Origin of the sequence: Bradyrhizobium sp. AZCC 2262, assembly GCF_036924535.1 — a bacterium.
In the GTDB taxonomy this organism is placed as follows: Bacteria; Pseudomonadota; Alphaproteobacteria; order Rhizobiales; family Xanthobacteraceae; genus Bradyrhizobium.
On sequence record NZ_JAZHRT010000001.1, the window covers coordinates 8,924,535 to 8,942,511 of the forward strand.

Consider the following 17,977-nt stretch of genomic DNA (forward strand, 5'->3'; position numbering starts at 1 on the left):
AGGCGCTCGCCGACGAATTCAATGAAGCGCTGCATCTTCGCGGCAATAGCCGCGTCTTGGTGATGGCAAATGTGCCCTTGGCTGCAAAATAGCCAAGCGCGTGACATGGATCGCCGGATGCGCGATACATGTTACATCATTATCTTAAGGTTGAATGGCTTGGAATGGCAACCGAACTGTGGTTCGGCCTCGACGCGCCTTACGGATCGAGTTCGGTATCCCAATAAAGATAATCCAGCCAGCTATCATGCAGATAGTTCGGCGGAAATAGTCGCCCGTTCCGATGCAGCTGATGCACCGTCGGAGCGAACGGGTGTTGCCGCGGAAACATCCGCGCCTGCTGCGGCGTCAGATTGCCCTTGCGCAGATTGCACGGCGAGCAGGCCGCGACGACATTTTCCCAGGTGGTCTGGCCGCCCTTGCTGCGCGGGATGATGTGATCGAAGGTGAGGTCGTCATGCGCGTGGCAGTACTGGCAGACGAAGCGGTCGCGCAGGAAAACGTTGAACCGGGTGAAGGCGGGATGCGTGGTCGGCTTGACGAACGACTTCAGCGACACCACGCTTGGAAGCTGGATCTCGAAACTCGGGCTGTGCACCGCGCGGTCGTAGTGCTCGACAATGTTGACGCGATCGAGAAACACCGCCTTGATCGCGTCCTGCCACGACCAGAGAGACAGCGGGTAATAACTCAGCGGCCGGAAATCCGCGTTCAGCACCAGTACCGGCCAACCGCCTTGCGAGACATGTGCGTTCAAGTAACGCTCCTGACCCCCATGTTAGCTGCGAAGCAGCATGCGCCCTGCATACTACAGGCAGCGTGACGGGATTGTGAAGAGCGTTCCGGGGCTTATCCGACGCCGTCACCGTTCCGCCCCGATTTGCGTCAGGGCCGTGAAGGCCGCTAAATCGGACAGACAGTCGTCGTGCAGCCGCTGGCGGACCTCAAAAATGGCTACCCCTTCACGTTATCTTGAGGCTCCACGCCGATTACGGGCGTTCGTTCGCGCCCATGAAACCAGCCTGGTGGTCCTGGCGGCGATGACCGGGACCATTGGCGGGCTGGTGGTGCTGGCGATGAGTGTGGCGGTGGCGGCCCTGCACGCGCTGCTGTTCAACATCAGCATCACGGAGCGGCTTTCCAGCCAGCCGAGCATCGAGACGCTGCGGGCCGTGCTGGTTCCAAGCATCGGCGGCTTGCTGCTCGGGGTGGCGCTGCTGCTGTTGCTGCGCTGGCGGCCCGCGCGCGAGATCGATCCGATCGAGGCCAATGCCCTGTATGGCGGGCGGATGTCGTTTCGCGGCAGCGTCATCGTGGCGCTGCAGACCACCTGGTCCAGCGGAGTGGGCGCGTCGGTCGGCCTTGAAGCCGGATATACCCAGCTTGCAAGCGGCCTTGCCGCTTCGCTCGGCCGCGGATTTGCCCTGCGCCGCGCCGACCAGCGAATCATGGTCGGCTGCGGAGCGGCCGCTGCGATCTCGGGCGCGTTCGGCGCCCCGCTCGCCGGTGCCTTCTATGCGTTCGAACTTGTGATCGGAGGCTATACGCCGGCGAGCCTCACGCCGGTCGGCGTCGCCGCCGTGGCGGGTTACTTCGTCACCCATGGATTTGAGGCGCTGTCGCTCGGCATCAGCATAGGCCCGGTTGGCGACGTGGTCGGGCGCGATCTTGCCCTTGCCGCGCTGCTCGGCGGTCTGGCAGCGTTGTTTGGCATCCTCATCATGCGTGGCGTGGCCTTGTGTGAGATGGGGCTTGCGATGACCGGTCTTTGGCCGCCGCTGCGCCCGGCACTCGGCGGCCTCGCGGTCGGCCTGCTTGCGCTGGTGACGCCGCAGGTGATGTCTTCCGGTCATGGCGCGCTGCATTTTTCGGGCCTCGTATCGATGCCGTTGCAGATCATCGCCGGCGTCTTCGTCCTGAAAGCGCTGGCCTCGATTGCCTCGCTCGGCTCCGGCTTCCGCGGCGGACTGTTCTTCGCCACGCTGTTCATGGGCGCACTTGGCGGCCGCCTGTTCGCCGATGGCGTCGATCTGGTCTGGCCGGGTCTCGGCCTCGATCCGAATGTCTATGCGGTGATTGGCATGAGCGCGCTGTCGGCCTCCGTGATCGGCGGTCCCTTGACGATGTCGTTCATCGCGCTGGAATCGACCGGCAATCTCTGGCTGACCACGGCGGTGCTGGTCGCGGTCATCATCTCGACCATGATCACCCGGGAACTGTTCGGCTACTCCTTCGCCACTTGGCGATTTCACCTGCGCGGCGAGACTATCCGCAGCGCCGCGGATGTCGGCTGGATTCGGGATCTCACCGTCCAGCGCCTGATGCGGCCGGATGTCGCCACGGTCGACGCCGGTATCGGGCTCGAGCAGTTCCGGGTGAAATTTCCGCTGGGATCGAAGACGCAGGTCGTCGCGGTCGATTCCACGGGGCGCTATGTCGGACTAGCGGTGGTCGCCGAAGCGCATGCGCCGGATATCGATGCGGCGCGCGGCCTCATCGGCATCCTGCATCATCGGGACGTCGTGCTGCATCCGGTCATGAACATTCAGGAAGCCATTGCCGTCTTTGACGCCGCCGAAGCTGAATCGCTCGCGGTCGTCGAAACCGATGGCGAACGCCGGCCGCTCGGGATTCTCACCGAGGCCCATGCCATGCGGCGCTACGCGGAAGAATCCGACAAACGCAGGCGAGAGGCGATCGGCGAGGTTTGAGCCGTTGCCGGCCTGACGACGAGAGCGCGCGGTTCCTGGATGGCAAAGTTGAGGCGCCCGCTGGTCAATCCATCGTGATCGCGCGGGTTCTTCGTGCCCCGGCGCGCTAGCCGCCGATCATCCGGGCGCATAACCTCGGGTTCTGACCACCGCAGAGGCTGCCATGAAAGTTCATGCGATACAGACCGGCTTTGTCCGGATCAAAACCGCGCAGGTCGAAGGACGCGGACATGGATTGTCGCGGCGGCTCGCTATTTTTGCCGACTCCAGCTGGACCGATTGGCTCCCGACCTATGCATGGGCCATCGACTGCAGCGAAGGCGTGATCGTGGTCGATAGCGGGCAGGGTGCGCATCTGCTCGAATCCGGCAAGTCGTTACATCCCTATCTCCGTTGGGAAGTGGCGTTCCGGATCGAGCCGGAGCAGGAGATCGGTCCGCAGCTTCGTGCACTTGGCGTGGGCCCGCGCGATGTCAAACGGGTCGTTCTCACCCATCTCCACATGGATCACGACGGCGGGCTGGTGCATTTCCCGAACAGCGAAATTTTGGTGGCGCCGGGTGAATTGAAAATCGCCAGCGGCTTTGCGGGCCGGATGCGCGGTTATCTTCCGCACCGCTGGCCGTCCTGGTTCGATCCGGCGCCGTTGCAGCTTGAAGCCAGGTCGTTCGGGCCCTTCGCGCAGAGCCGGCGATTGACGGAAGCGGGAGACGTCGTCGCGGTCGCCACGCCCGGTCACACCGCCGATCATCTCTCGATCGTGGCCGACGATGGCGATACCACCTATTTTCTCGCTGGCGACGCTTCCTATGACGAGAGATTGATGCTTGCGGGCAAGCTCGACGGTGTCAGCGCCGACGAGCGGGTTACCACCGCCACACTCGACGCGATCCGTAATTTCGTCCAGTCCCGTCCGATCGTCTATCTGCCAACCCATGATCCGCAGGCGGCGGCGCGGCTGGCGAGCCGGCAATTGGCCGGCGCCGCAGCCTAGATCTTCTCCAGCTTCTGCAGGCAGCCGTCTACGATTTGGCAGCGCTCGTCACGAGCTTCAGGCCGAGACCGAACATGACGGCGCCGGCCGCTCGATCAACCCAGGATTTGTACGACAGATAAGCCCGTTGCGGGCCTGACGACGAGAAGAGAACGGCGACCAATGCATACCAGACCGACTCGACGAGAAACACGGCTGCAAGCAGAGCGGCAGCGAACCCCAGCGAAAAGGACGCGGGGAGAAAAGCCGCGAACACGCTTGCATAGACGATGGCTGTCTTCGGGTTGCTTAACTGTGTTGTGAGGCCCAGCCAGAACGCATGAAGGGGCCGGCCGCGGCCTTTGCCGCTGTCGGCGACGGGCGCGAGAGGCTGTTGAGCAGACCTGAATATGAGAAAGCTCAGGTAGCAAAGGTACAGACCGCCGAGGACCTTGAGGGCTGCATAGAGCGCCGGCACCGCCAGCAGAACGCTCTGCAGCCCGAGCAGCGCCGCTGCGCCGAAGATGGCGCCTCCTGCGCCCATACCCAGCGCGGTGGCAAGCGCGCGGATCCTGCTCGAAGCGACAGCCACGCGGGCCACCATCACGAAGCTCGGCCCGGGGCTGATTACCCCAACGCCGAGTGCGGCGACGATGCTGGCGAGCGTTGCTAGTTCTTGCATGGTCTAATCCTCCTGGGTGGCCTGCACGGGCTTGAGTATAACGGCACGACTATTCGGTGTGTGGCGGGGCTTCAACCGCCCAGTTCGGATCGGCGCCGAACGGATGATCCATGAAAAACACCCAGCTGCCGTCGGGCAACCGGCGGTGAACCTCCATGCCGTGGTGATGCACCTCGGTCGGCTTGCCGTCTTCGCCGGTGCCTTTGATGAGCCATTGCGACCGCGTCATCGCGAAGTCGCCGGAGATCGTCGTGTGATGGGTCACGACATCCATGTGCGGCTTCAATCCGACATAGGCGGCCATCGTCTTGCGAATGCCGTCCGCGCCGCGCGCGACGCTGCTGCCGCCATGGACTTCGTCGACCTGAACAATCGAGGCGTCGGCGTGGTACATCGCGGCCGCGGCGTCAACGTCCTGCGCATTGAACGCGCGTGCCAGCCAGAGATTGCAAAGTTCCGGGGACGGAGCACCCATTTCTCAACTCCCATGTTCAGGTTGATCGATTATCGAGATGGACGCAGCAGACTCATGCTTGGGCAGCAAACCTGCACTGGCGTTGTGCTGAGTTCCATCATCTCGCTTTCCGTGTTTCTCCAACGGGTAACGTTTGGCGGAGCGGAAAGCACGTTGGAATTGCGCCAGCGTCACTTGCGAAACTGCAAGGGACTTCTAGCTGTGCGTCATGGAGGACTGGAACGAGCCCCAACTCGTGTTGGCGGTGCATCGGGCAAGCAGCCTCACCGGCGCCGCCAAAGCGCTAGATATCGACCACTCGACCGCGTTCCGCCGCCTGAATGCGCTGGAAGCGCGGCTCGGCGTTCGCCTGTTCGAGCGCCTTCCCGGCGGCGCATACCAGGCGACGCCGGCGGGCGAGCGGATGGATGGCCGCCGCGGCCGAGCGCATGGAAGATGAGGCGCTCGCCATCGACCGCGACATTGCCGGCCGCGACCACCGTCTCTCCGGCCGCCTGCGCGTCACCTCCTCGGAGACGCTGGCCTATCGAAAGCTGACCGGCCATCTCGCCAGGTTCCGGCGGACCCATCCCGGCATCGTCGTCGAACTCGTGGTCGACAACCGCGTGCTCAACCTATCGCGCCGCGAGGCCGATATCGCGCTTCGCCCGATGCGGCCGAAGGAGGGCGATCTCTGGGGTCGCAAGCTCGCCGATGTCGCATGGAACTTCTACGGCGCCGTTGGCTATCTCGAAGAGAGCGGCGAAGCCGCGTCATCTCCGCAAGATCTCGGCCGTCACGCCCTGATCGGATGGGAAGAAACGGCTGTTGGTATCATGGCTGCCGATTGGCTCAATCGCACGGCGCCAGGCGACGCCTTCGTCTACCGGACCAACAGCCTCGTCAATCAGTTCAGCGCCGCGAAAGCCGGCATCGGTCTCGCGCTGCTTCCCTGCTATCTCGGCGACGAAGATGCCGATCTCGTCCGCGCGCTGCCTGGTCCGGTGCCGGATTTGGTTGGCGAACTATGGATCGTGACCCACGCCGACCTGAGGAGGACCGCGCGGGTCCGCGCCTTCTTCGATATCGTTGGAGAGGGCCTTGCCCGTGAGCACAATCTGTTCGACGGGCGAGGATTACCCCGTCCTGCCGCCTAGATCTTCTCCAGCTTCTGCAGGCAGCGGCTCACCCGAACCTCCGGCGGCATCGGTGTATCCGGAAAGCTGGTCTTCCAGTCGGTGACGCCGACTTCGCCGACATAGATGTCGCCCCTGGAATCCATCGCGATGCCGTGCGGCGCGAGGAATTTGCCGGCCTCCAGCCCCGGGCCGTTCTCGCCGCCGAGCCGCGCGATCCGTTTGCCTTTTGAATCGACGATCGAGAGCCTTGGGCCGAGATTGGGCACCTTGCGATTGACCGCCAGGCCGGGGCCGAGCTCGCCGATAATGAAATTCGCCTGCTTGCCGCCGCAGCGGCACAGCGCGCAGGGCCGGTGCAGATTGTTCCACTGCGTCTCATATTTGCCGTTGCCGTCGAACACCTGCACGCGGTGGTTCTCGCGGTCGGCGACATAGACCCAGCCGTCGGAATCGGTTGCGATATTGTGGACGATGTTGAACTGGCCGGGATCGGTGCCGGGCTCGCCCCAGGTTTTCAGCAGCTTTCCATCCGGCGAATATTTGTGGACGCAGGCATTGCCGTAGCCGTCGGAAACATAAATCTCGCCCTTCGGCGACAGCGCGGTGTGGGTGCAGCGGTGAAACGGCTCGCCGCTCATGAATGGCGCCGGCTTGTTCGGAATGCCGATGGTCAGCAGCACCTTGCCGTCGGTGGTGCATTTGCGCACGGTATGGTCGCCGTCATCGGTGCAATAGAGATTGTCGTCGGCGTCGATGTGCAAACCGTGGGCACGGTTGAACAGGCCTTCGCCCCAGCTCCGGAGGAAATTCCCCTCGCGGTCCAGCACCACCATCGGATGGTCGCCACGGTTGAAGACGTAGATGCGGTCCTTGCCGTCGACCGCGACGGAAGCGGCGTCAGTCAGACTCCAGCCGTCCGGCAGCTTGGCCCAGTTTTCAACCACGCGGTAACGGTGTTCGCCCGAGCCGAGAATGGCCGACATGCGTTTCTCCCCATCTGATATTTGTTGGCCGGGAGTGTTGCAGAGACCTGCCCGAAGCACGAGGGGGATTTGCGCATGGCACGTTTCTTTCAGACAGGGCGTGTACTCATAAAATCGGGACAGTCGGCTCAAACACCGTTGATGTCCGCTTGTCCCCCAGAAGCGGCGCAAATGCAGACAAGCCGGGACGTCCGCGAAGGGCCAAAAGCTGCCCCGGCAGCTCCAAAGCGCTACTTCCGGTCTACCCCCGAACAACGGACATCAACTGGCTCGCCTCGTTGGTCCGTTTGGTGCCAAAGGCGAAATAGACTGCTCATACCCCTGGACGAAAGAGGCCGCCGATTGAGGAGACGAGATATTGTTTACTTGTTGAAGGCCAGGCTGGAGCAATACCACCAGATTTCCATGGGTTTCCAGGCGAGAAAATAACTGGCTTCCGTACACTCGACGTAGGTTTTGTATTTGCGCCCGTTTTTGCACGTTCCGGACCCCATGGGCCAGGCAGACGCGGAGCATCCGACCCAGGGGCGGCCCCTTGACGGGAGGCTTGATGCGCAACCACCGTCGCAACTGCTAACACCCCTCTCAATCCTGCGAAGCTTTTCCAATACCGACTCTTCCCCTGCCGTTGTCGGTCGATCGGTTCGCGATGTTCCACGGGACACAGTGCGGGTTACGGCGTTGCGAGTAACCGCGCGCTGTTGCGGCCTTTGTGGCCTGGCAACTGGCTTCGGCGCCAGGACTGTGATGCTCGGAAGAACAGTGGCGTCGGAGGGGGGATCGGTTCGCGACGTTGCCGTGCCGCTTAGGCCGAACGTCAGCAGTGCAAATGATGAGATGGCGACAGCCAGACTCGAAAAGAAGCGTGACGAAAGCCCCAAAGCCATATCCTCCGAATAGGGTGGATAGCCACCAACTCTGCATATCTTCGTAGGCATCACTCGCAAAATCAATGTCATGTAACACCGGGTCGAACGTCGTCGCATACGAACCTATCGCCGGTTTGGATGCCAGCGAAGCAGCTGTCGCATCGTCGTCGGGCCATTGATCGACATTGTTTTTTGCGGCGACTGCATTTCCGAAGACAAATGACAGCCGCGGTTCAGCTGTCCGCTATCGAGCCTCGATACGCATGCGCTACCTGTTTCGATTCTCTGCGGTGACCCGAAATTTCCCTATTTCAACCGCTTCTTCCGAAAATACCGCGGCGCGTCGCCGGGCAACTATCGTCGGCAGGTTCGGCTGGAGCACGCGCGCAGCGGGCCGTCGTATGCGGCGTGGCCGTGAATTCCGGCCGCACGCGGTTTCATCAGGTCAATGGGGCCGTCAGATTGACGCTGATTTCCGCTTTGGGATTTATCGGCCGGACTGGCAATGTCGATCGAGAAGGAGCTTGCGGCATCATACGCGAGAAGGGTGCAGAATATACGGCCTCACGCTATCCATTCTCAGTCTGAGGCACGCGATCTCCTTGTCGGAAAGGGGGCGCAAGGCGGTCCTCTTGTCTTCCCGAAAGATACCCGGATAGCGCAGGATAGCCTTTTCCGCGTCACCTACCTCAAGCGTTCCAACCGCAAAGAATCTGGGATCATGTTCCCGTTCCGCCAAGCGTAGCTCGACGAGCCAACCACATTTCGCAAGTCCCGTTACCCCCGATTCATCCCCACACGACTGCTCTCCCAGATCGACTTGGCTGGCTATCGGATGTGAGTTTTCGAGGTTCGGTATCGCCACCGGTACGGACTAGCGACGTCCTGATCGCTTGAGTTCGGCGACCTGAAGCTTCTCCCCGGAAAGCTTGCCTCCGGCGTGCAGGCTGCTGCAATACCACCAGACTTCATATTGTCTCCAGGCCAAAAACATTCCGGTTTCCCTGCACTCCTGGTAGGTTTTGTAGTTGCGTACGTTTCTGCACGTTGTCGATAAAGTAAAATCCCCGGACGACACGGAGCATCCGTTCCACGGTTGATTGCCGTATTTGAAGCTCGTCTGGCAGCCGTCGGTGCAATTGCTGGAAGTCTTCTCAAGCGCGGCAATCCTCGCCATCACTGAACCGGACGCCGGCTTTTGAGCTGATGTCGGTGGCGTTTGAGGGGCTGGCGATGTCGGGCGGGCTGCAACCGTGTTTGCCACCGGCGGCGCCTGCCTCTGCGGTCTTGCCACCGGCCTTGCCGCCGGCTTCGGCGCCACGACCGTGATGCCGGGAAGCTGGCTGGTGGAGGAGCCTGTTGCGGTTTGCGAGGCTGCCGTGCCGCTCAGCAACACGGTCGACAGGACAGCGAGAGCCGAGGGCGCAACGAGGCTCGATGATATTCTCATAACTCGTTCTCCCAAATCCGGAAATGAATGCCGTCCCCGGTGCGCGCACCGTGTCACGTATCCAACCAGCATTTCCGAAGAAATGACAGGCGGGGGTTCGGCTGTCCGCTCTTGCGCCCCGATACGCGTGCGCTACCTGTTCCGATTCTCTGCGGTGACCCGAAATTTCCCCCCATTCAGCATGCCGGTGCAGTACCACCACGATCGGTTTCGGTCCCAGCCCAGGAACATTTTGGTTTCCACGCATTGCGCGTAGTCCCTGTGAGTGAGCGTATCTTTGCAGGTTGCCGAGAAAACTGAATAGTATCCCACCGATTCGCTGCATCCAACCCAGGGGTCCTTGCCGCGTGGGAAGCTGGATTCGCAGCCATCGTTGCAACTGCTGGCCTGTCTCTCGAGCCGGGCAAGCTTCGCCATGACAGGACCCTGCGCAGCCGACGGCGTGCCAGTCGCCGTTTGAGTGGATCGCGATGTCCGGCCTCGGTGTACCACCCGACCGGACCCTTGTGACCTTTCCTCCCGTTGCGGCCTTGCCACTTGCCTCGGCGCTTCGATCGTGACGGTGGGAAGCGCGGAGCTTGGTGTGGTTTGCGACATTGCCGCGCCGGTGAGGCTACACAGCAACGCAGTTGACAGGAAAGCGACAGCTGAGGGCGCGACAAGGCTTGATGACATTCTCATAACTCGTTCTCCCAAATCCGGACATAAATGCCGTCCCGGTGCGAACACCGTACCAGGTACCCAACTAGCTAGCCGTTCCGTTCGGGTCGGCATCATGCCCCGGCGCGGTCACACGCTTCTTCCAAGCTCGCGGCAATGCGTTCGGTCGAGCCGAGTTTTCGCCGTAGCCAATCGAATACGAATTCCTTTGCAAGGGTCGGATTGTCGATATGGCCGGGAGATGCCGCGGTTTCTTCCGTCGAAAAGACCTTCAAGGCAAGCTGCGCGCCCGACTGTTTGCAGGATTCGTGGACATCGATTGCATTCTCGACGGCGATATAATCGTGTTGTCCGATCGTCATCAGCGAAGGGCATTTTAGCATCGCCCCGGAATACGTGACTCCCGCCATCCAGACCCGCCCGCCGGTCGCTGCTAGATCGCGACCGACCTGACGTATCGCAAAAATGCGTTCGTGGCGTTCCCAAAGTCCCCCGTCACAAACCGCAGCGGCAAATCGACGATCGCGGCTTGCGATCCTGGTCGCGAGAGAGCCGCCCAAGCCGTCACCGTAAAGCGCGATCCTCGAGGGATCGATGTCGCCGCGCGCCAGCAGATAGTCCACCCAGCGACCGGCCGAAGCCTCGATACGAGACGAGAATCTGTTTTCGTCCGTGGCTTCGCAGCCCGGCAGATCGATCAGCAGAAGCGACAGGCCGTTTCCAGCCGCGCTCCTTCGCATCGTGTAAAGTAGTTCATCCTTGCAGAGGTCGCCCCCGCCGAGACAGACCACGACCGGCATCAACGGGCGAGCGCCCGGAGCGCTGATGAAATATCCTTCCAGGGAGCTGTCGCCCTGATATGGAATTCTGACGACCTCGCCCCTCGGGCGGATATGTTCGAGATAGAGGCGCGAGCACCGTCTCATGCTTCGCAACAGAAACTCGCGCCTCGGATCCTTCGCATCCATGAATAGCTCGGCACAGCGGTAATAGCTCGATGCCCGCAGCCAGTTGCCGGTCGCCGCATTGAAGCCGCCCCGGGCATGCGCTTCATCGCCGCGGGCACGGTTGATGTCGGCTGCGCTTTTCCAGGCTTCATACCAGCTTTCGTCGTCCCCGGGCGTAATCAGCCTTGCGGCGAAAAAGCATTCCGAGATGGTGCTGGCGCCCTCCTGTGCTGCACCGAGCATCCGCATGAACTGAAACGAGTAGGCCACGTCGTCGGGCCATTGCAGCCATCCCGCGTCGCTGTAGCACGGCGGCGCGGGCGGCATTTTTGGCTCGCCCAATTCGGCCTCGGCTGGCAGGGCGAGCATGTCCTTGTCCGGGTCCATCGACATCGCTTTCTGCCGAAAGGAAGAGAAGCACCACTGGAAGTGTCCGATGTATCTCGCGAATTTCCCCGTGTGACCGTTTTGAAATTTTCCATGTCGGGCCGGCAGGACGATACATTATGTTACAAAATAGGATGTCGCTTGCCTCGCCGGTTGGGTACTGTGGCGTGTATGGGAAATTCGGACCACATTCTCGTCGTCGACGATGACCTGGGTCTGCGCGAACTGCTGGACCGATACTTTGCCGGCCACGGCTATCGGGTCACTACGGTGGCCAACGGCCGGCAGATGCGCGAGGTTCTTGCAAACCACCGGGTCGATCTGATCGTGCTCGACCTCATGCTGCCGGGGGACGACGGCCTCACGCTCTGCCGCAACTTGCGCGCGAATCAACCCTATGACATTCCGATCCTGATGCTGACGGCGCGGGGCGATGAAGCAGACCGCATCGTCGGCCTCGAGATGGGGGCAGACGACTACCTCACGAAGCCGTTTGCCCCGCGCGAGTTGCTTGCACGAATCCGCTCCGTCTTGCGCAGGGCCGAGATGCTGCCCCGCAACCTTGCTGCATCGGAGAAAGCCCGTCTGTTTCGGTTCGGCGAATGGAAACTCGATACGGTCGGGCGTTTCCTGGTCGACGCCGACGAGACCGTGGTCTCGTTGAGCGGCGCCGAATATCGACTGTTGCGCGTGTTTCTCGATCACCCCCAACATGTCCTCAATCGCGATCAACTGCTCAACCTGACGCAAGGCCGTGAGGCCGAAGTCTTCGATCGGTCGATAGATCTTCTTGTCAGCCGCCTTCGCCAGCGATTGCGCGAAGACGCCCGGGAGCCTTCCTACATCAAGACGGTGCGCAGCGAAGGCTACGTCTTTGCAACCGTCGTCGAGGCATTGCCGGGGCCGTCATGAGCGCGCGTTTTCGGCGCATGGCGGCGCGTCTTTGGCCGGCCTCCCTGTTCGGCCGGCTGGCGATCATCCTGTTTTCCGGCCTTGTGGCGGCCCATGTGCTGGCCTTTGTTTTGATTGCCCTCGACCGCCTCGCCATTGAGGACGAATTGGGCAATAAATTTGCGGCCGTCGACGTCGCGGACGCGGTCGCTATCCTCGACTACGTCGCGCCTGAAGAAAGACCCGCGTGGCTCGACCGCATCTCTCGCCTCAATTGGCGGTACGCTCTCGGAGATGAGGGAGAGATAGAACCGCAGCCATCATCCAGACGGCTACAACGGAACATCACGCGTTTGCGGGCAGCGCTGGGGCCCGACCACGATGCGAACTTCGTCTATTTCGATCCACCGGCGCAGTTGCGACGGGGCATACGCATTCACCTCAAGGACGGCAGCCCGTTGACGCTCGAGATCTTTCCGCCGCGGGAAATCGTTTCGCTCTGGTTGCCGGCGGCGCTCGCGGTTCAACTCTGCATTATCGCATTCTTCGTCTGGGTTGCCGTAAGACTAGCGACGCAACCGTTGGCGCGCCTTGAGCGCGCGGCCAACGGCCTGGGCTCGGATTTGCGCGGTGAGCCGCTTCCGGAGGATGGTCCGCAGGAAGTGGCGCGCGCCGCTACCGCGTTCAACGCCATGCAGCGACGCATCGCCGAGCAGGTCGCGGAACGAATTCAGATTCTGGCGGCGATCTCGCACGATCTCCAGACTCCGATCACGCGCATGCGGCTGCGTGCTGATTTCCTGGGTGACAGCGACGCCAAGGAGAAGTTGCAGGGCGACCTGCAGGAGATGCAGACGCTGGTCAAGCAGGGGCTTGCCCTGGCGCGGGAGTACGACGACATCGCTCCGCCGTCCGCCGCGCATGTCGCGGTCGAAGCATCGCGGGAGCCGTGATGAGCGCCCGTTTCCGCAAGATGGCGGCGCGTCTTTGGCCGGACTCCCTGTTCCGCCGACTAGCGGTCATTTTGTTCGCCGGTCTGCTGGCTGCACATGTGCTGTCCTTTGGCCTGGTCGCTCTCAATGTCTTCGGCCCCAACAACGAGGTGTCGGATGACTATTTCATGAGGTGGATAGCGATGGCGGTCGCCATCCTCGATCGGGTCAAGCCCGAAGAAAGACCTGCATGGCTCGACCGCCTCGCCCGACCTACCTATCGATACGTTCTCAGAGATGCTCTTAGAGACGGGGGGGAGATCGAATCGGCGCCACCCAGACGACGGCAAGAGAACCTGGTGCGTTTGCGCGCCATGATGGGGGACGGACACGACGCGAAATCAGTCTTCTATCTCGATTCGCTGGGTCGACGGCGACTGGGCTGGTTCCTTCACCTGAAGGACGGCACGCCGCTGATGCTCGAATTCGCCGCACCGAAGAGGGTCATTTCGCCCTTGTTGCCGACGCTCGTTTCGCCCTGGTTGCCGGCGGCGCTCGCGGTTCAACTCTGTCTTCTCGCATTCTTCACCTGGATTGCCGTGAAACTCGCGACGCGACCGTTGGCGCGCCTCGAGCGCGCGGCCAACAGCCTGGGTTCGGATTTGCGCGCCGCGCCGCTCCCGGAGGATGGTCCGAAGGAAGTGGCGCGCGCCGCTACCGCATTCAACGCCATGCAGCGGCGCATTGCCGAGCAGGCTGTGGAGCGGATCCAGATTCTGGCGGGGATCTCGCGCCGTCTTCAGACTCCGATCACGCGCATGCGGCTGCGCGCTGATTTCCTGGGTGACAGCGACGCCAGGGAAAAGCTGCAGGGCGACCTGCAGGAAATGCAGACGCTGGTCAAGCAGGGTCTTGCCCTGGCCCGCGGACGCGACGAGATCGGCAAGCAGCGGTGCCAGACCGACCTGCATGCCCTTATCGACAGTCTCGTCTGCGACTATTCCGACGCTGGAAAATTGCTTCGCTTTTCCGGAGAACGCGGGGTGACGATTCTCACGCACCCGCAGGCCTTGCGCCGCATCATGATCAACTTGATCGATAACGGGCTGAAATTCGGCGAGGATGTCGAAGTCGCCTTCGATGCGCAACGGTCGAGCGGCGTCTCGATCACCGTATCGGACCGCGGCCCCGGTATTCCCGACGAGCATCTGAAGTCGGTCTTCCTGCCGTTTTACCGTATCGAGGCTTCGCGCAATCGCGAAACCGGTGGCACCGGGCTTGGCCTTGCCATCGCCCAGCAACTCGTTAGCGCGCTTCGCGGGACGCTCACGCTCGCCAATCGCGACGGCGGCGGATTGGAAGCGCGCCTCGAATTTTCGAGTTGACAACACGACGACTTTGACGCGGATGATCTCGGGATTCGTTGACTCCGATGTGCATGAGTCCGGAATTGGTCAAAATCCGAAGAACTCACCTTGAGCACAATTGGTCTGCTGCGCTCCCGGAAGCGGACGTCTCGTCCGGCCGTTTACGATACATGCCTTAGCCCCCCACATCCTCCGCCGCGATGATCCGCTGGCGAAGCGCCAGGCGCACCAGTTCGATGTCGGAGGCGACGCCGAGCTTGGCGCGGATCTGATAGCGGGTGTTGGCCGCGGTCTTGACGCTGATATGCAGCGTGTTTGCGATCTCATCCACGGATTTTTCCGCCAGCAGCATGCGCAGGATTTCGAATTCCCGTGGGCTCAGTGCGTCGATCGCCGAAGGCTCGTCGGCGAGCCGGTTGATCGCGAGTTCGTGGTCGATGTCGGGGCTGAGCGCGATGCGTCCGGCCATGACCTCGGTGATCGCGCGCAGCAGCGTCTCGGGCGGGTTGCTTTTGGTGACGAAGCCGCGTGCGCCGGCCTTGATCGCTTGGACCGCATAGGCGGCGCTCTGGTGCATCGTGAAGACGAGGATGCGCGCGGACTTGTCCCATTGCCGGATGCGCCTGATGGCCTCGACCCCGCCAATGCCGGGCATCGACAGGTCCATGATGACGAGGTCGGGCCTGGCTTCCTTGTAAACGCGATAGGCGTCAGCGCCGTTGTCGGCTTCGGCGACGACCTCAAGGCGATCCTGCTTCTGCAGCAGCGAACGATAGCCCTCGCGCACGATGGCATGGTCGTCCGCCAGCATCACGCGCGTACGGCCTGCAGCGTCCACCATCGCTAAGGCTCCACCCGCATGGCGGGAATGCGCGCGACAAGGCGGGCGCCGCCCGCCTCGCGCCGCTCGAATTGCAAGGTCCCTCCGAGCGAAACCACGCGCTCCTGCATGCCGAGCAGTCCCATGCCGGCTTTCGGCGTGAGGCTGGCGCCGGATGCCTCGCCGTCGTCCTCGACGCTCAGGATGATGTCGGCGTCTCCGGCCTCGAGACGCAATTGCACGTGCCGGGCGCGTGCGTGCTTTGCCGCATTGGTGATCGCCTCCTGCGCGATCCGATAAAGGCTGGCGCTGACACCGGGCGGCAAATCGTCGGCCTCGCCAATGATGGCAATCTCAAATCGGGTGCGGCCCTTCTCAAAACCGTTCCAGCTCGCCACCAGGGACTCGAGGCTGACGGTGAGGCCGAGTTCCTCGACATCGGGCGGACGCAGGCGTACCAGCGCGCCGCGCAGGGTTTCCATCATATGCGCTGTCGTGCGCGAGATGCCCCGGCATTCCTCGTAGAGCGGCGGGCATTCGCGCTCCGCGGTGTGGGCCGCGGCGGCGGCCTGCGCCGCGATGGCGGAAAGCGACTGGCCGAATTCGTCGTGCAACTCGCGTGCAAGATGGCGCCGTTCCTCGTCCTGCACTTCGATCAGCTTTCGCGTCAAGGCGTTGCGTTCGGCAAGCGTAGTCTGCAGCCGCTCGGCAAGGGTATTGAAGACGCCGGAGATGACAGACAATTCCGCGAGATCGAAACGGGGCAGGCGTGCGGAAAGATCGTTCGCCGCCAGTTGTCGCAACCCGGCGCCAACGGTCCGCGTTGGTCGCAGCGCACGCGCCAGCGCGCCATAGACCGCAACACAAAGCCCTAAAAGCGCGAAAGCCATGATGGAGAGCAGCCGGCTCGCCTCGCGCCAGCTCTGGCCGATCTGCGTGGCGGGGTCGAAGGTCGCGACGGCCATGCCCCGGGCACTGCCGGCCACGAGGACCGGCATCGAGACCGGTTCGCCCGGACGAAAGATGGCGCGGTAGAGCGACGCGTAGATTTCGGGCGCGGCCATTTCGTCGGCGGGCGCCCCGCTGCAGACGCCTTGGCGAAACGCGCCGGCGTTGTCGCGGTAGGCAATGCAGAGGCCCGGCTCCATCAGCGCCGCGATTCCCTGCAGATCCGGCGTTGAGTTGATGGACACGGAGAGCCATTGCGCCTGCGATTGCTGCAACGAAAGATCCCTGGCCACGATCTCGGCGATACGGCTCGCTTTGGCCTTCGCGACACGGTCGCTATCAAACAAGGCGTAGGCCGCGACGGCGATGAAGCAAATGGCCGCGAGCGCCGCGACGCGCAACGTCAGCCGCAGCTTCAGATCGATGGCGGGCGGGCGGCTCGCCACGGAGTTGGACGCCTGTCGCAAGCTTCCTCCCCAAGCTTCCTGCCATTGGCTTCGACTATAGAGGCAAATTTCGCCGGGAAGAAAGCGGGACAAGAGGAGCGAGACCAGATCGGGTATTTCACCCGGCCGATCCAGGGAAAGCTGCCGTTTCGGAAAGCCGGCAGATCGGGCGAACTCGCGACGAGTAAGGCAGCTCCGGGTTGGCAGTTCCGAGGTGATCCATGCGCTACATCGCCCTTATCCTCGCCCCCGCAATTGGGCTTGCAGCGCTTGCTGTGGCTGGGGCCGCCGAGACGGCCGCGCCGTCTCCGACCAAAATTGCGGTCTTTCCGTTCGAACTGGAGGATTTCAGCGCCGGGGCCGCCTATGTCCCCCTCGATGACATCGACCGCGAGCAGTTGCGGCTTTCGACCGAGGAAGCCCGCCGGCTGATCGCGGCATCCGGGCGCTATCAACTGGTCGACGTCAGCGCCGTGAACGACCAGGCGACGAAAGCAGGCAAGTTGCGGGATTGTGACGGCTGCGACGCCAGGATCGCCGCCGGCCTCGACGCAGATCAATCGATGATCGGAATTGTCACGCGCATCACCCGAATGGAATATGCGGTCACCTACAAGATCCGCGACGCCCGGTCCGGGGCGCTTGTGGACGTCAAACAGACCGACCTGCGCATGGGCGCCAATGTGGCCTGGAGCCGCGGCGCGCGGTGGCTGATCGAGAATCGCCTGCTGGAACAGGCGAAATAGTTGCCGGAACGAACCGCACGTTACGAAACGCCAAAGGAACCATTTGTGATGGAAAAGCGGATGAAACTACGGATGTTGGGCCTCGCTTTGACCGCCGCCGCTGTCGTGTGCGCCTGTTCTGTCCGGCAAGGCCGGGCGCAGGCCACGACACTCGTGCTCGCCGTCGCCGAAATCCACTATGTCGACACCTCCGGTGAGATGATCGATCAAAGCGCCGACCATCGCCGGCGGCTGCGTGAATTCGAAGCCGCGTTGCGCAGCGATCTGGCAGCGAGCGGAAAGATAGCGAATGCAGCGCTTGAATGTCCGCCAAACGCCTGCTCGGTGGGCGACATCAATGACAGTCAACTGCTGGGCAAGGCGAAGGAGGCCGGCGCCAGCCATCTATTGATTGGCCGCTTTCACAAGATGAGCACGCTGATACAGCAGGCGAAATTCGACGTCATCGACGTGAAAGCGCGGAAAGTCGTGTTCGATCGCTATATCAGCTTCCGCGGCGACAACGACGCGGCCTGGCGCCGGGCGGAAACCTTCCTTGCCCGGCAAATCCTCGATCACGGCGAATGGTGAGC

General features: G+C 62.4%; 16 protein-coding genes. 9 read left to right on the plus strand and 7 right to left on the minus strand.

What is annotated here, in order from left to right:
* Window positions 1–199 precede the first annotated feature (199 nt).
* Entirely contained in the window at window positions 200–757 is a 558-nt protein-coding gene (locus V1283_RS41935; RefSeq protein ID WP_214493640.1) for an HNH endonuclease, read from the minus strand.
* A gap of 193 nt (window positions 758–950) precedes the next feature.
* Between V1283_RS41935 and V1283_RS41940 the strand changes: the two genes are divergently transcribed.
* The gene (locus V1283_RS41940; protein WP_334392441.1) at window positions 951–2,711 is read left to right on the plus strand and encodes a chloride channel protein; all 1,761 of its coding nucleotides are present in this window, start codon (window positions 951–953) and stop codon (window positions 2,709–2,711) included.
* A 163-nt stretch (window positions 2,712–2,874) separates the two neighbouring features.
* Window positions 2,875–3,705: an N-acyl homoserine lactonase family protein gene (locus V1283_RS41945; RefSeq protein ID WP_334392442.1), complete on the plus strand. Its 831-nt coding sequence runs from the start codon at window positions 2,875–2,877 to the stop codon at window positions 3,703–3,705.
* Window positions 3,706–3,733: 28 nt separating this feature from the next.
* On the opposite strand, the gene V1283_RS41950 is transcribed toward V1283_RS41945, so the two are convergent.
* Window positions 3,734–4,366, minus strand: coding sequence for a LysE family translocator (locus tag V1283_RS41950; RefSeq protein ID WP_334392444.1), 633 nt, complete (start codon window positions 4,364–4,366; stop codon window positions 3,734–3,736).
* Between the two features lie 49 nt (window positions 4,367–4,415).
* On the minus strand, window positions 4,416–4,841 hold the full coding sequence (locus V1283_RS41955) for a YybH family protein (RefSeq protein ID WP_334392445.1): 426 nt from the start codon (window positions 4,839–4,841) through the stop codon (window positions 4,416–4,418).
* A gap of 208 nt (window positions 4,842–5,049) precedes the next feature.
* On the opposite strand from V1283_RS41955, the gene V1283_RS41960 reads away from it, so the two are divergent.
* The gene (locus tag V1283_RS41960) at window positions 5,050–5,280 is read left to right on the plus strand and encodes a helix-turn-helix domain-containing protein (protein WP_334392446.1); all 231 of its coding nucleotides are present in this window, start codon (window positions 5,050–5,052) and stop codon (window positions 5,278–5,280) included.
* Window positions 5,249–5,977: a LysR substrate-binding domain-containing protein gene (locus tag V1283_RS41965; protein ID WP_334392447.1), complete on the plus strand. Its 729-nt coding sequence runs from the start codon at window positions 5,249–5,251 to the stop codon at window positions 5,975–5,977. The genes V1283_RS41960 and V1283_RS41965 overlap by 32 nt, the downstream gene beginning before the upstream one ends.
* On the opposite strand, the gene V1283_RS41970 is transcribed toward V1283_RS41965, so the two are convergent.
* Window positions 5,974–6,942 (minus strand): peptidyl-alpha-hydroxyglycine alpha-amidating lyase family protein, encoded by a 969-nt coding sequence (locus V1283_RS41970; RefSeq protein WP_334392448.1) that lies wholly within the window; start codon window positions 6,940–6,942, stop codon window positions 5,974–5,976. The two genes, V1283_RS41965 and V1283_RS41970, sit on opposite strands and share 4 nt — an antisense overlap.
* Window positions 6,943–10,034: 3,092 nt before the next feature.
* Window positions 10,035–11,261 (minus strand): alpha/beta hydrolase family protein, encoded by a 1,227-nt coding sequence (locus V1283_RS41975; protein ID WP_334392449.1) that lies wholly within the window; start codon window positions 11,259–11,261, stop codon window positions 10,035–10,037.
* 165 nt (window positions 11,262–11,426) lie between these two features.
* On the opposite strand from V1283_RS41975, the gene V1283_RS41980 reads away from it, so the two are divergent.
* Genes V1283_RS41980 through V1283_RS41990 form a run of 3 tightly spaced genes read left to right on the plus strand, consistent with a single transcriptional unit; the run spans window position 11,427 to window position 14,463 of the window.
* Complete coding sequence (locus V1283_RS41980; protein WP_334393363.1) at window positions 11,427–12,167, plus strand: response regulator; 741 nt, start codon at window positions 11,427–11,429, stop codon at window positions 12,165–12,167.
* Window positions 12,164–13,099 (plus strand): histidine kinase dimerization/phospho-acceptor domain-containing protein, encoded by a 936-nt coding sequence (locus V1283_RS41985; protein ID WP_334392451.1) that lies wholly within the window; start codon window positions 12,164–12,166, stop codon window positions 13,097–13,099. The genes V1283_RS41980 and V1283_RS41985 overlap by 4 nt, the downstream gene beginning before the upstream one ends.
* Window positions 13,099–14,463, plus strand: a complete 1,365-nt coding sequence (locus V1283_RS41990) for an ATP-binding protein (protein WP_334392452.1) — start codon at window positions 13,099–13,101, stop codon at window positions 14,461–14,463. Before V1283_RS41985 ends, V1283_RS41990 begins: the two co-directional genes overlap by 1 nt.
* A 157-nt stretch (window positions 14,464–14,620) precedes the next feature.
* On the opposite strand, the gene V1283_RS41995 is transcribed toward V1283_RS41990, so the two are convergent.
* Both V1283_RS41995 and V1283_RS42000 read right to left on the minus strand, forming a co-directional pair.
* Window positions 14,621–15,286 (minus strand): response regulator, encoded by a 666-nt coding sequence (locus V1283_RS41995; RefSeq protein ID WP_442895828.1) that lies wholly within the window; start codon window positions 15,284–15,286, stop codon window positions 14,621–14,623.
* A 2-nt stretch (window positions 15,287–15,288) separates the two neighbouring features.
* Complete coding sequence (locus tag V1283_RS42000) at window positions 15,289–16,680, minus strand: sensor histidine kinase (RefSeq protein ID WP_334392454.1); 1,392 nt, start codon at window positions 16,678–16,680, stop codon at window positions 15,289–15,291.
* Between the two features lie 200 nt (window positions 16,681–16,880).
* Between V1283_RS42000 and V1283_RS42005 the strand changes: the two genes are divergently transcribed.
* Entirely contained in the window at window positions 16,881–17,405 is a 525-nt protein-coding gene (locus V1283_RS42005; protein ID WP_334392455.1) for a DUF3280 domain-containing protein, read from the plus strand.
* Between the two features lie 60 nt (window positions 17,406–17,465).
* Window positions 17,466–17,975 (plus strand): DUF2380 domain-containing protein, encoded by a 510-nt coding sequence (locus V1283_RS42010; RefSeq protein WP_334392456.1) that lies wholly within the window; start codon window positions 17,466–17,468, stop codon window positions 17,973–17,975.
* The last annotated feature ends 2 nt before the right edge of the window (window positions 17,976–17,977 follow it).

Coding starts and splice junctions, on each gene's coding strand:
- V1283_RS41985 (WP_334392451.1), top strand. CDS start 12,164: ATGAGCGCGCGTTTTCGGCGCATGGCGGCGCGTCTTTGGCCGGCCTCC.
- V1283_RS42010 (WP_334392456.1), top strand. CDS start 17,466: ATGAAACTACGGATGTTGGGCCTCGCTTTGACCGCCGCCGCTGTCGTG.
- V1283_RS41990 (WP_334392452.1), top strand. CDS start 13,099: ATGAGCGCCCGTTTCCGCAAGATGGCGGCGCGTCTTTGGCCGGACTCC.
- V1283_RS42005 (WP_334392455.1), top strand. CDS start 16,881: ATGCGCTACATCGCCCTTATCCTCGCCCCCGCAATTGGGCTTGCAGCG.
- V1283_RS41940 (WP_334392441.1), top strand. CDS start 951: ATGGCTACCCCTTCACGTTATCTTGAGGCTCCACGCCGATTACGGGCG.
- V1283_RS41980 (WP_334393363.1), top strand. CDS start 11,427: ATGGGAAATTCGGACCACATTCTCGTCGTCGACGATGACCTGGGTCTG.
- V1283_RS41955 (WP_334392445.1), bottom strand. CDS start 4,841: ATGGGTGCTCCGTCCCCGGAACTTTGCAATCTCTGGCTGGCACGCGCG.
- V1283_RS41950 (WP_334392444.1), bottom strand. CDS start 4,366: ATGCAAGAACTAGCAACGCTCGCCAGCATCGTCGCCGCACTCGGCGTT.
- V1283_RS41945 (WP_334392442.1), top strand. CDS start 2,875: ATGAAAGTTCATGCGATACAGACCGGCTTTGTCCGGATCAAAACCGCG.
- V1283_RS41975 (WP_334392449.1), bottom strand. CDS start 11,261: ATGTCGATGGACCCGGACAAGGACATGCTCGCCCTGCCAGCCGAGGCC.
- V1283_RS41995 (WP_442895828.1), bottom strand. CDS start 15,286: ATGGTGGACGCTGCAGGCCGTACGCGCGTGATGCTGGCGGACGACCAT.
- V1283_RS41965 (WP_334392447.1), top strand. CDS start 5,249: ATGGCCGCCGCGGCCGAGCGCATGGAAGATGAGGCGCTCGCCATCGAC.
- V1283_RS41960 (WP_334392446.1), top strand. CDS start 5,050: ATGGAGGACTGGAACGAGCCCCAACTCGTGTTGGCGGTGCATCGGGCA.
- V1283_RS41970 (WP_334392448.1), bottom strand. CDS start 6,942: ATGTCGGCCATTCTCGGCTCGGGCGAACACCGTTACCGCGTGGTTGAA.